Annotated in this window: 11 protein-coding genes; 8 read left to right on the top strand and 3 right to left on the bottom strand. The window is 64.9% G+C overall.

Going from position 1 to position 12806, the window contains the following annotated elements; all coding sequences use genetic code 11:
- Nucleotides 1–39 precede the first annotated feature (39 nt).
- Both P8T11_RS14075 and tam read left to right on the top strand, forming a co-directional pair.
- Complete coding sequence (locus tag P8T11_RS14075) at nt 40–1026, top strand: TerC family protein (protein WP_268081366.1); 987 nt, start codon at nt 40–42, stop codon at nt 1024–1026.
- Between the two features lie 193 nt (nt 1027–1219).
- A complete protein-coding gene (gene tam / locus P8T11_RS14070; protein WP_268081367.1) occupies nt 1220–2026 on the top strand; it encodes a trans-aconitate 2-methyltransferase in 807 nt (268 codons plus the stop codon).
- Nucleotides 2027–2047: 21 nt separating this feature from the next.
- On the opposite strand, the gene P8T11_RS14065 is transcribed toward tam, so the two are convergent.
- On the bottom strand, nt 2048–2893 hold the full coding sequence (locus tag P8T11_RS14065; protein WP_268081368.1) for an AraC family transcriptional regulator: 846 nt from the start codon (nt 2891–2893) through the stop codon (nt 2048–2050).
- Nucleotides 2894–2991: 98 nt separating this feature from the next.
- Here P8T11_RS14065 and P8T11_RS14060 point away from each other — a divergent pair, with 98 nt between their 5' ends.
- A complete protein-coding gene (locus P8T11_RS14060; RefSeq protein WP_268081369.1) occupies nt 2992–4224 on the top strand; it encodes an MFS transporter in 1233 nt (410 codons plus the stop codon).
- Between the two features lie 43 nt (nt 4225–4267).
- On the opposite strand, the gene P8T11_RS14055 is transcribed toward P8T11_RS14060, so the two are convergent.
- Nucleotides 4268–4600 (bottom strand): protealysin inhibitor emfourin, encoded by a 333-nt coding sequence (locus P8T11_RS14055; protein WP_268081370.1) that lies wholly within the window; start codon nt 4598–4600, stop codon nt 4268–4270.
- The gene (locus P8T11_RS14050) at nt 4597–5661 is read right to left on the bottom strand and encodes a M4 family metallopeptidase (protein ID WP_268081371.1); all 1065 of its coding nucleotides are present in this window, start codon (nt 5659–5661) and stop codon (nt 4597–4599) included. Before P8T11_RS14050 ends, P8T11_RS14055 begins: the two co-directional genes overlap by 4 nt.
- Nucleotides 5662–6064: 403 nt before the next feature.
- On the opposite strand from P8T11_RS14050, the gene P8T11_RS14045 reads away from it, so the two are divergent.
- The 5 genes from P8T11_RS14045 (at nt 6065) to P8T11_RS14025 (ending at nt 12804) form a co-directional block, all read left to right on the top strand.
- The gene (locus P8T11_RS14045; RefSeq protein WP_268082361.1) at nt 6065–6946 is read left to right on the top strand and encodes a prohibitin family protein; all 882 of its coding nucleotides are present in this window, start codon (nt 6065–6067) and stop codon (nt 6944–6946) included.
- Between the two features lie 161 nt (nt 6947–7107).
- Nucleotides 7108–7350, top strand: a complete 243-nt coding sequence (locus tag P8T11_RS14040; protein ID WP_050450109.1) for a hypothetical protein — start codon at nt 7108–7110, stop codon at nt 7348–7350.
- Between the two features lie 1059 nt (nt 7351–8409).
- On the top strand, nt 8410–8919 hold the full coding sequence (locus tag P8T11_RS14035) for a sigma-70 family RNA polymerase sigma factor (RefSeq protein ID WP_268081372.1): 510 nt from the start codon (nt 8410–8412) through the stop codon (nt 8917–8919).
- Nucleotides 8920–9124: 205 nt separating this feature from the next.
- On the top strand, nt 9125–10078 hold the full coding sequence (locus P8T11_RS14030; protein WP_268081373.1) for a FecR domain-containing protein: 954 nt from the start codon (nt 9125–9127) through the stop codon (nt 10076–10078).
- A gap of 152 nt (nt 10079–10230) precedes the next feature.
- Complete coding sequence (locus tag P8T11_RS14025; RefSeq protein WP_268081374.1) at nt 10231–12804, top strand: TonB-dependent siderophore receptor; 2574 nt, start codon at nt 10231–10233, stop codon at nt 12802–12804.
- Nucleotides 12805–12806: the final 2 nt, after the last annotated feature.

Below are 12806 nucleotides of genomic sequence, written 5' to 3'. Positions count from 1 at the left end.
ATCCGGATCATGGGCACCTTCGAACACAGCGGGGCAATCATGGACACTTTGATCACATTCTTCACCAACGACTTTTTAGGGACACCGACCTGGGCCTGGCTCCTGTTCGTGAGCATTGTCGTCAGCTTGCTGGCCTTTGACCTGGGCGTGCTGCACAAGGAAGACCGCGAGATCGGTGTGCGTGAAAGCCTGTTGCTGTCGGGCGGTTACATCACCGCCGCGCTGCTGTTCGGCGGCTGGGTCTGGTGGCAGTTGGGCGCGACCAGCGGCATGGCCTATTACACGGGCTTCATGATCGAGAAATCGCTGTCCATGGACAACGTCTTCGTGATTGCGCTGATCTTCAGCTTCTTCGCGATTCCCCGCCAGTACCAGCACCGCGTGTTGTTCTGGGGCATTCTGGGCGTGATCGTGCTGCGCGCCATCATGATTGGCCTGGGCGCCGCCTTGGTCAGTAACTTTGGCTGGCTGCTGTATCTGTTCGGCGCGTTCCTGGTGTTCACGGGCATCAAGATGTGGATGATTGCCGACCAGACGCCGGACATCGCCACCAACCCGATCCTGAAGTTCCTGAAGCGCCATATGCGTGTGACGGAAGGCCTGCGCGGCAATGCGTTCGTGGTCACCGAAACGGACCCGGCCTCTAACAAGAAGGTGCGCTTTGCGACGCCGCTGCTGTTGGCCCTGGTGCTGATCGAGTTTGTTGACCTGGTGTTCGCGGTGGATTCGGTGCCTGCCATCTTCGCCATCACGACGGACCCGTTCATTGTCTACACCAGCAACATCTTCGCCATCCTGGGCCTGCGTGCGCTGTACTTCGCGCTGGCCGCCATGATCCACCGCTTCCACTACCTGAAGTACGCGCTGGCTCTGGTCCTGGTGTTCATTGGTACGAAGATCTTCCTGGTCGGCTTCATCGGCAAGGTGCCCGCGGCGGTGTCGCTGGGCGTGACGTTCAGCCTGATCTTGGGCGGTGTGTTGTTCTCGTTGTGGAAAACCCGCTCGGAGACGTTGACGACGCAGTAAGCGATATCCACGCAGTCCCCAAACCGCCGGCTGGTCCGGCGGTTTTTCATTCTGAACCGCCGGTTGGTCCGGCGGTTTTTCTTTGCCCTTTGCCATAGGCGTTCGATATGAAAAATGGCGTGGCTGCCTATTTGTAATAGGAGGCGGCCGGGCGTAGAGTGCCGGCGTATCCGTCCTTCAGCAAGGAGCCGCCATGAGCAACGCAACGGGCAACACCACCTTGAGCCACAACAGTTGGTCCGCCAAGCAGTATTCCGCCTTTGAAAACGAACGCACCCGGCCCGTGCGCGACCTGGTTGCCGCCTTGCCGAACCAAGCTGTCGGCCTGGCGGTGGACCTGGGCTGCGGGCCGGGCAATTCCACCGAAGTGCTGGCCGCGCGCTATCCCGACGCCGTGGTCACCGGCATGGACAGCTCGCAAGACATGATCGACGCCGCGCGCAAGCGCCTGCCGTCCTTGCAGTTTGAATTGGCTGACATTGCCACCTGGAACCCGCCCCGGCAGTACGACGTGATCCTGGCGAACGCCGCGCTGCAATGGGTGCCCGACCACGCCACGCTGTACCCACGCCTGGTCGGCAAGCTGGCGCCCGGCGGCAGCCTGGCCGTGCAAACGCCCGACAACATGGAAGAACCCGCGCACCGCCTGGCGCGCCAGGTGGCCGGCGAGGCGCCGTGGGCCGCGAAGACGGGGGGCGTGAAGCACCCGCCGCGCCACAGCGCGGCCTGGTATTACGAATTGCTGAAGCCGCATTGCGGCGTGCTGGACGTGTGGCGCACCACCTATCACCATCCGCTGGCCGGCGCGGCGGCGGTGGTGGAATGGTTCAAGGGCACGGCGCTGCGGCCGTATCTGGACAAGCTGGACGCCGCCGAACAGGCGAGCTTTCTGGCGCGCTATCAGGCGCTGATCGCCGAGGCCTATCCCGCGCTGGCGGACGGCACGGTGCTGCTGCCGTTCCCGCGCTTGTTCATCGTGGCCGGTCCTAAGCCGGACTAGGCGCGTCGGGCGATGTCGGTCCTAGGCAGGACCAGGCGCGCCCGGCGATGCCGGATGCTGCGACTTGTCCGCGAAAGGCTCCTGCGCCTTATCCGCGAAATAGCGGGCCGGGGTTTTGCCCAGCGTTTTCTTGAACATGGTGATGAACGCGCTGACGGATTCATAGCCCAGGTCTTCGGCGGTGCGCTGCACGGACACGCCCGCCGACAGGCGCTGCAAGGCCACGATGATGTGCAGTTGCTGGCGCCAGCGGCCAAAGCTCATGCCAACCTCTTGCTGCACCAGCCGCGCCAGTGTGCGTTCGCTCATGGCAACGCGCTTGCCCCATTGCGCTACCGTGCTGCGGTCGGCGGGGTCCGCATTCAGCGCGGTGGCGATCTCACGCAGCCGGGGGTGGTCGGATAGCGGCAGATGCAGGCGTTCGGTGGGCATGCGGCGCAGTTGTTCGATCAGCACGTCCGCCAGTTGCCGGTTGGCGTTGGCCGGCACCTCGGCCGCCGGCAGCGCGGCCAGGTGCACGATCAGTTCGCGCACCAGCGGCGTGATCGCCAGCGTGCAGCATTCGTCCGGCAGGCCCGAGGCGGCGGACGGGACGAACAGAAAGTAGACGCGGCCGTTGGCGGTGACGCGGTTGCTATGCGGCACGCCGCCTGGAATCCATACGCCGCATTGGGGCGGCACCATCCATAGCCCTTGCGGCACCGAGCAGGTGACGCCACCACGCAGCGCCAGCACAAGCTGGCCCATGTGGTGGCGATGCGTGGGCGATTCGTTATCCCGATTCGCCGCGTCCACCGGCATCGCGAAGGCGGGCTGCGAGCTGGAGTCGGGGTCGAAGGGCGTGGGCGGGAAAGGGTGCGGGCGCATGGAAGCGGGCAGGGGTGGTGAGGTGGTTTGGCAGAATTCCGGGATAGTTTGTCATTGTCTCGAAATTCGGTAAAGGCGCGCCTGCGTAAGCTTGCGGCATGAATCGAATTCCCGCCTCTCTTCGTTCCGGCAGTCGTCCGGTGTGGCTCATCCTGGGCATCCTCTGCATTGCCATGGCATTGCGCGCGCCAATCACGGGCGTGCCGCCGCTGATCGGCATGATCCGCGAACAACTGGGCCTGACGTCCACGGCGGCCGGCATGCTGATCACCTTGCCCTTGTTGGCGTTCGCGGTGGTGTCGCTGTTTGCGGCGGGCCTGGCGCGCCGCCATGGGCTGGAACGCACGCTGTTCGGCGCCATGGTGCTGATTGCGATCGGCATCGTGGTGCGTGTACAGGGGGCGGCCGGGGGGCTGTATGTGGGCACGGTCATCATCGGGTCTGGCATTGCCATCGGCAATGTGCTGCTGCCCAGCCTGCTCAAACGCGACTTTCCGCAGCGCGTTGCCGGTCTGACCTCGGCCTATGTGTTGACGATGAGCATCGCGGCGGGCGCGGCGTCGGCTGTTGCGATTCCGTTGGCGGGGCTGTCCGTGGACGGTTGGCGCTTTTCCACGCTGTGCCTGTTGATTTTGCCGTTGGCCAGCATGCTGCTTTGGCTGCCGCAGTTGACGCACCACACGCCGCCGGCCTCCACCACCGCGCACGCGCCGCACGGCGGCCGCCTGTGGCATTCGCCGCTGGCCTGGCAGGTGACCTTGTACCTGGGCATCAACTCTTTTGTGTTCTATGTGGGCGTCAGTTGGCTGCCCGCTATTTTGCGCGACGCCGGCTATTCAGCCGAGCGCGCCGGTTCGCTGCATGGACTGCTGCAACTGATGTCCGCGGGCCCCGCCTTGTTCCTGGCGCCGGTGGTGCGTCGGCTGAAAGACCAGCGCGGCGCGGCGTTCTGCGCGGCCGCGTCGTCCTTGGTGGCGTTCGTGGGCCTGATCGCCGTGCCGGGTTGGGCAACGGCGTGGATCGTGTTGTTGGGGTTGGGCACGGGTGGCGGCATCATTTTGGGGTTGGCCTTTGTGGGCCTGCGTGCGCGCCACGCGCAGCAGGCGGCGGCCTTGTCGGGCATGGCGCAGTGCGTAGGCTATCTGTTCGCCGCCAGCGGCCCCGCCTTGATGGGGGCGCTGCATGACCGCCTGGGCGGATGGAGCGTGGCACTTGGGCTGTGCGCGGCCTTGTGCATGGCGATGGCGGTCATCGGCCTGTATGCGGGCCGCGCCATCCAGATCGGCGGGCCGCGAGCGTCGACGCCGCAGCCGGTGTCCACGGCGCGTTAGCCGGCGGACGCAACGGGGCGCTGTGCGGCAGGTGGCCCAACCCTCAGCTTAGGGGCGCGGCGTGCGCCTTCCATAGCTGCATCAGCGTGTCCGGCGCGTCGGCTTCAGGTACGTCGAAACTGATGGCGCTTTGCTCGTCGCGGTCCAGCACGATTTCGACGTGGAAGTAGCGTTGGTCGCCGCCCGCTTGGGCGCAGTCCGCCACCGCGCGCGGCGCCGCGCGTTGCAGCGCGTTGCCGACTTCCTGGCGCACCTCGGGGGCGCAGGTGGCCAGGTTGATGCTGCGCGGTTGTGTCAGCGCGGGCAGGTAGGCCACGCCACCTTCGCGGGTCAGCCGCACCAGCAGCACCAGATCCAGGGGAGGCAGTTCGATCATGGCAGGACTCCTACGGCGGCCCAGGCTTGTGCCACGGCGGTTTGCACGTCCGCGTCGTGGCGTTCGGCGGCTACCGTTGACGTGAGGGTGGCGAAGGCCTTGAAGTCGGCGTCGTGGCGCAGGCGCTTGTCGCACAGCGTGTCGTACCAGACGCGCCCGGCGCCTTTCCAGGCCGGCCCATCCAGCGTCGTGGCCGCCAGGAAAAACGCGCGGTTCGGAATGCCGGAATTGATGTGCACGCCGCCGTTGTCGCGTGGGGTATCAACGTAGTCGCGCATGTGGGCGGGCTGCGGGTCTTTGCCCAGCACCGGGTCGTCGTAGGCGCTGCCGGGTTCCGACATGGACCGCAGCGCGCGCGCATTGACCTTCTCGGTGAACAGCCCCGCGCCCACCAGCCAATCGGCTTGCCGTGCGTTCTGACCCAGCGCGTACTGCTTGACCAGCGCGCCAAACACGTCGCATAGCGATTCGTTCAAGGCGCCGGACTGGCCTTGATAGAGCAAAGCGGCTTCGGAGTCGATCACGCCGTGCGTGAGTTCGTGGCCGATGATGTCGACGGCAACGGTGAAGCGGTTGAAGATTTCGCCGTCGCCATCCCCAAACACCATCTGCGCGCCGTTCCAGAAGGCGTTGTCGTAGTCGTCGCCGTAGTGCACGGTGCCCACCAGCGGCAGGCCGTGGCCGTCGATGGAATGGCGTTTGTAGACGTCCCAAAACAGTTTGTAGGTGGCGCCCAGGTGTGCATAGGCTTCGTCCACCGCCACGTCACCGCTGGCCGGGCGGCCTTCGGCGCGCACCAGCGTGCCGGGCAGGGTGGTGGTGTTTTGCGCGTCGTGCACCGCGCGTTCCGGCACGCCGGGCGGCGAGCGCGTGGCGGATGGCGCCACCGTGGCACGCGAGGGTTGCGCCGACATTTCGCGCAAGCCCCGTTGTTGCTGATCAATGATCAAGGTCTTGACGGCGGGCATGCTGACACGCGCGTCGCTGTGTTGCGCCAAACGGTCCAGCACGTAGGGGGGGATCACGCCAATCAAGGGGGTGGACTCGGAAGGACGTGGCATTCGGTCTCCATCTTTGGCGCCGGACGCGGCCGGCGGGGGCGAAACTTCACGGTAGCAGATGGCCCAAAGCCGATGGCGTAACAGTCTGCGGCGTGATGCGAGCAAGCGTGCGAGTGGGGTCGCGCAGCGGCTTCAAACGGGTGTCACCACTCCAATTTGAAGGCCTGCAACGTCCAGAAATGTCTAGCAACATTGCGGGTGCATTGGATGCTTAATCCGTCCCTTTCACCGGCTAGAATCCGGTGCTTCTTTCCCCGGGGGGACGTGCGATGAGGTATTTCCTGATCTTGGTGGGAGCGGCCGTGGTCGCTTATTTGCTCGCTCGCGGCATCGCGGCCGTGCTCTCGGACCGTAAACGTTCAAAATCAGAAAGGGACTCGAAGTGAAGCCGACAGATATTCAGATGGTCAAGACGATCGGCGCGGTCAAGCCGCGCAACATCAAGGTCGCCATCATTACCGGCATTCTTTTTCTGCTGATCCTTTTCATCGCTTTCGGGTCGTGGTTCCAGGTGGACCAGGGCGAGCGCGGCGTGGTGCTGCGCAACGGCAAGCTGGTGCGCGTGTCGGAACCTGGGCTGGATTTCAAGACGCCATTCATCGACAACGTGATGATGGTGTCGGTGCGCGACCACACGTTCGTGTTCGAGAAGCTGGAAGCCTATAGCTACGACCAGCAGCCGGCGCAACTGCGCGTGTCCGTCACCTACCGCGTGCCGCCCGAGCACGTGGCCGAGCTCTATTCGGAATACGGCACCATCGACAATCTGCAAATGCGCGTGCTGGAACGCAAGACGCCCGACGCCGTGAAGAATGTGTTTGGCCAGTACACCGCCGTGCGCGCCATTCAGGAACGCCAGAAACTGGGCCTGGATGTGAATTCTGCCGTGCTCAAGACGATGGAAGGCGCGCCGGTGCAGGTGGTGGGTGTGCAGATCGAAGAAGTGGGTTTCTCGCAGGCTTACGAGCATTCCATCGAACAGCGCATGCTGGCCCAGGTGCAGATCGAGACCACGCGCCAGCAGAAAGAAACGGCCATGATCAACGCCGAGATCCAGGTGGTCAAAGCCCGCGCCGAGGCCGATGCGCGCCGCCAGCAATTCACGGCAGAGGCCGACGGCATCCGCATGCGCGGCGACGCCGAGGCCGCGTCGATTCGCGCCAAGGCCGAAGCCTTGGCCGCCAACACCAACCTGGTGAGCCTGAACGCCGTCGAGAAATGGGACGGCGTGCTGCCGGCCACGCAGGTGCCCGGCGCGGCTCTGCCGTTCATTGGCATTAAATGAGCGTGTACCTGGCCTAATCCTAGGGATATCCCTCTGTCAAGAATTGCAAAGGGGGCGCAAGGTGGCCCCATGGGCGCACGCGGCACGCTTTACGATGAAGCGGCGTCGGGCCAGTACCGGGCCGACGCGCTTGCCAAACCGCTTCAGCAAAGGAGACGTGGATGTCGCAGTTGGATTGGACGTCCGGTGATACCGCGCCGGACCGGCAGGGCTACTACGAAACACGCTTTGATACGGGACGTACCGCCATCACGCTATACAGCGTGCTGGGCTGGATGCCGGTGAAGACGCCCGGCAACATGGTGAGCTGGCGGCCCTTGCCGCCGGCGGCCGAGCGGGAAGAGGCCGAACGCCACATTCAGGAAATACGCGCGGCGCAGGCCCATATCCCGATGGATTACTAGCTGGACCGTGGGGCGCCGCCGTGTGCCGGCACGATCATTCCGTCGATTGCAGGCACGATCGTAGGATGGGTGTAGCGCGAGACTGTCTAAAAAAGAAAGAAATCGCACAACGCGCAAACCCATCAAGCAACGACGAATTCTTAACGGGATCCGCCCCAACGCGCGCGATGGGTTCCGCGCGATCGGCGCAATCTTCTTGCCAACGCCAATCCGCGCTGCACCCATCCTACATTCCGCCATACGGCCGACCGCCGGCACGATCATTCCGTCGATTGCAGGCACGATCGTAGGATGGGTGTAGCGCGAGACTGTCTAAAAAAGAAAGAAACCGCACAACGCGCAAACCCATCAAGCAACGCCGAATTCTTAACGGGATCCGCCCCAACGCGCGTGATGGGTTCCGCGCGATCGGCGCAATCTTCTTGCCAACGCCAATCCGCGCTGCACCCATCCTACATTCCGCCATACGGCCGACCGCCGGCACGATCATTCCGTCGATTGCAGGCACGATCGTAGGATGGGTGTAGCGCGAGACTGTCTAAAAAAGAAAGAAACCGCACAACGCGCAAACCCATCAAGCAACGCCGAATTCTTAACGGGATCCGCCCCAACGCGCGTGATGGGTTCCGCGCGATCGGCGCAATCTTCTTGCCAACGCCAATCCGCGCTGCACCCATCCTACATTCCGCCATACGGCCGACCGCCGGCACGATCATTCCGTCGATTGCAGGCACGATCGTAGGATGGGTGTAGCGCGAGACTGTCTAAAAAAGAAAGAAATCGCACAACGCGCAAACCCATCAAGCAACGCCGAATTCTTAACGGGATCCGCCCCAACGCGCGTGATGGGTTCCGCGCGGCCGGCGCCGTCTTCTTGCCTACGCCAACCCGCGCTGCACCCATCCTACATTTCGCCAGACGGCCGACCACCGGCACGATCATTCCGCCACGCCCGCGCAACGCCCGGATTTCCCTTCTTGAAAACGATCCAAAGATATTTATAATTGCGAATCATTTTCATTTTGTTTGGGATTCTGGCGGTGACGCCGGGGCGCCGCCATGCCATCCTCATCCTTCGCTCCTCATGCCGAAGTGCAATCCGTCTATCAGGCGCACCACCAGTGGTTGCGCGGCGTGCTGCTGCGCAAGCTGGGCAATGCGTCCGATGCGGCGGATGTGGCGCACGACACTTTTGAACGGCTGATTCGCGCCAATGTGCGGGAACCGCTGGGTGAACCGCGCGCCTACTTGCGGACCATCGCCACGCGCCTGTTGATTGGCCGCGCCCGGCGCGCGGCGATCGAGACGGCCTATGTGGAATCGCTGGCCTTGCAGCCGGTGGCGGTGGAGCCCTCGGTGGAATCGCGCGCCTTGATCCTGGAAGCGCTGGAGCAAATCTGCGAACTGCTGGACACGCTGCCCATGACCAGCCGCCGCATTTTCCTGATGGCGCAGTTGGAGGGTATGTCCTACGCCGACATAGCCCAGCAGTTGGGCCTGACGGCCAACGCGGTGCAGAAGTCGCTGGCGCGCGCGTTGGTGCATTGCTACACGGCGGTGTACGGGTGAACAAGCCGTGAACCAAAGCGCAAATGCAGGCGTAACCCCGCGCGCAAACCTGCGCGCAATCCCAAGCGCAACCCCGAGCGCAGCCCCACACGCAACTCCAAACGCAATCCCCCACTCAACCCCCCACCCAACCCCAGGATCCCCGGACACCCCCAAGCTGCTGCGGCCGCATGCGCCGGAAGCGGGCCGTATCGATCCCAGGATCGTGCGTCAGGCCGCTGACTGGTGGGCGCGGCTGCGCGAGGGCGCCAGCGATGATGACCGTCTGCGCTTCGAACAGTGGCGGCAGGCCCAGCCCGAGCATGAACTGGCCTGGATGCGGCTGGTGGCCTTGACGCGCGACGTAGACCTGGGCGTGGCCGAAGCGGGCCACGACGTGGCCGCCCGCACGCTGCGGCAGGCGCCGCTGATCCAGTCGCGCCGCAACGCAATGCGCTGGATGGTGTCGGCCGTGGCCCTGGGCCTGGGTGCGTGGGCGGTGGGTGAACGCGGCGCCATTGTGCGCCTGGCCGCCGACCTGCGTACCGGCACCGGCGAACGGCGCGCGCTGACTTTGCCGGACGGCACGCGGCTGGAACTGAACACCGCCAGCGCCGTGGACCTGCGCTACTCCAATAGCCAACGCGAAGTGGTGCTGCTGGAAGGCGAGATCCTGGTGACGACCGCGCAAGACCCGCAAGGCCGGCCGTTCACGGTGCGCACGCGCAGCGGCATCCTGACGCCGGTGGGCACGCGGTTTCTGGTGCGTGATCTGGGCGACGGTCACGGAGGCAGCGCGGTTGTACGCGTGGCGGTGCTGGAAGGCGCGGTGGACGTGCGCGGCCTGGACGCAGCGGATACGCCCCGGCGCGTGCATGCGGGGGAACAGGCGGTGGTGTCGGCGACGGGCGGCTTTGCGTTGCAGGGGCTGGAACCGGCCACATCCGCCTGGATCAACGGCATGCTGATTGCCAACGAGATGCCGCTGGCCGCATTTCTGCAAGAACTGGCACGCTATCGGCCCGGCCGGCTGAGCTGTTCGGACGAGGCGGGCGCATTGCGCGTGGTGGGGGCATTCCCCTTGGCCGACAGCGACAAGGTGCTGGCCATGCTGCAAGAGGTGCTGCCCCTGCGCGTGCGGCAATACACCCGCTATTGGGTCACGGTGGGGCTTGCCTGAGCCCGACCGCCCGTCCGCCGTCCGCCCGCCCGCGATTGATTTGTAACCGGAACGGCGTAAGTCCCGAATCAGCGCGTCATGTAAGGAAAGCAGCCCGGAAGCCTCTTCCCGCCGAGTCTGCGTCCTTCCTTCATGAGCCAGGAAATCTCTACATGTCTTCTCGTCCTGCCCGCGCAGAGTGGCTTGCCCGCCCGTCGCTTGTCCGTCTGCTTGCCCAGCCGTCACTTGCCCGCCCGCGTGCCGCTCACGCGTCACTTGCCAAGCTCTCTTCGCCGCAGCGCCGCTTGTCGCCGCGCACCCGCCTGAGCCTCGCCTTGCGTGTGGCCTTGCCCGCGGTCGTGCTGGCCGCGCCGTGGTCGTCGGCAGTGCAGGCCCAAGCCCAAGCCCAAGCCCAGGCAGCCACCTCCCTGCGCCAATCAATCACCTTTGACATTCCGCCCGGCCCGCTTGGCGCGGCGCTAGGCGCGTTCGGGATGCAGGCCGGCGTCATGGTGGCGTCCGACCCGTCGCTGGCGGCCGGTGCCCGCACCGGCGGTGTGTCCGGCACCTACCCGGTGGACGCGGCGTTGGCCCAGTTGCTGGCCGGCACCGGCTTGCAGGCCGTTGCCCGCGCCGAGGGGGGCTACCGCTTGCGACAGGCGCCGGCCCCCAGCCAGGCCGCAACGCTGGCGCCCGTGACCGTGATGGGCAGCTACAACCCCACCACGGACGGCACCGGCTCGTACACGTCGCCCGCCATCACCATCGGCAAGACCACGCAGGCGCTCAAGGACATTCCGCAATCCGTCACCGTGCTGACACGCCAGCGCATGGACGACCAGCTTATGACCAGCCTGCCGGACGCCGTCAACAACACGGCCGGCATGGTGGGCGTGCAAGGCGTGGGGCCGGGCGTGTCGATCAATGCGCGCGGCTTTCCGGTGGACCAGCTGCAATACGACGGCGTGGCCTTGCTGCGCAACAGCTACAGCCTGGGCAACTGGGAGCAGGATTCGCTGGTGTTCTACGACCGCGTGGAAATCCTGCGTGGCGCGGCCGGCCTGCTGCAAGGCGCGGGCAGCCCCGGCGGCGCGATCAACCTGGTGCGCAAGCGCGGCGGCGCCGAACCGTCGGTGGTGCTGTCGGGCAAGGCCGGCTCGTGGGACCACTACGGCCTGACGCTGGACGCGGGCGGCCCGCTGAACGACGCGGGCACGCTGCGCGGCCGCGTGGTGGTCGATGAAGACCAAAGCCATTCCTACATCGACTACGTGTGGGACAAGACGCGCAACCTGTATGCCGCGCTGGACTTCGACGTGACCGAAGACACCACGGTCGGCATCGGCATCAGCAACCGCTACAGCCGCTCGCGTCCGATGATCGTGGGCTACCCGCGCTATGCGGACGGCGGCGACATCGACCTGCCGCGTTCCACCTTTACCGGCTCCACCTGGAACCGCGCCAAGAACGACCAGACCATCTTCAACGCTGACGTCACGCATCGCTTCAACGACGCCTGGCGCTTCCGCCTGGCCGGCGTGGCCATGAACGAAAAGAACACGACGGTGCACCAGCGTGTGGCGGGCGAAGTGCAGCCCGACGGCAGCGACTTGTCCTACGGCAACTTCGGTGTGGATTTCGCCAGCAAGCAGCGCGGGCTGGACATGTCGGTCAGCGGCAACTTCACGGCGCTGGGCATGGAGCAGGAAGTGGTGCTGGGCGCCAACTATTCCAAGCTGACCACGCAGGACCGCTTCACGCGCGCCTGGCAAACGGGCGGCAACATCTTTGACATCGATAACCATCGCCCGTGGCAGGACATCGATTCCATCGTCGAGGCCAGCGGCTACGATTCGCGCAGCGCCTACGACATCCGCCAGAAGGGCATCTACGGCACCTGGCGCGTGAAGCCCACCGAGTCCCTGGCGCTGATCGGCGGCGGCCGGGTCGGCTGGTTCGACTATTCCTACACCGGCTTCGGCAGCACCTCCACGTCCAACACATCGGGCAAGTTCATTCCGTATGCCGGCATCGTCTATTCGCTGACGGATAACTGGTCGGCCTACACCAGCTACACCACGGTGTTCGAACCGCAAACCCAACGCAGCCTGGACGGCAGCCTGCTCAAGCCCATCGAAGGCAATAACTACGAAGTGGGCATCAAGGGCGAACTGGCCGACGGTCGCGTCAACACCCTGCTGGCGCTGTTCCGCTACGACCACAAGAACCGCGCCGTCAATGACTACGACGCCGGCTTCGCGTGCGACGGCTGGTATTGCTCGCGCGCGTCGGGCAAGGTGCGCAGCCAGGGCGTGGAAGCGGAAGTGTCGGGTGAAGTGGTGAAGGGCCTGGAGCTGTATGCGGGCTACACCTACAACACCACCAAGTACCTGGAAGACCCCGACAACAAAGGCCAGGTCTTCAACACCTGGACGCCCAAGCACATGTTGCGCCTGTGGGCCAACTACAAGCTGCCGGGCATGATGAACCGTCTGAGCGTGGGCGCGGGCGTCAACACGCAAACCGCCACCATCAGCTCGGACCGCGAATTCAAGTTGGCCGGCTTCACTGTCTGGAATGCGCGCGTGGGTTATCAGGCCACGCCGGAACTCAGCATCGGCCTGAACGTCAACAATGTGTTCGACAAGAAGTACTACGTGCCGTCCTACAACACGCTGGGCGGCAACAACTACTACGGCCAACCGCGCAACTTCATGCTGACGTTCCGCTACGCGCCCAAGCTCTAAGG

This window comes from Achromobacter spanius (genome assembly GCF_029637605.1).
Classification (GTDB): domain Bacteria; phylum Pseudomonadota; class Gammaproteobacteria; order Burkholderiales; family Burkholderiaceae_B; genus Achromobacter; species Achromobacter spanius_E.
This window is presented reverse-complemented; position numbering and strand designations above follow the sequence as displayed.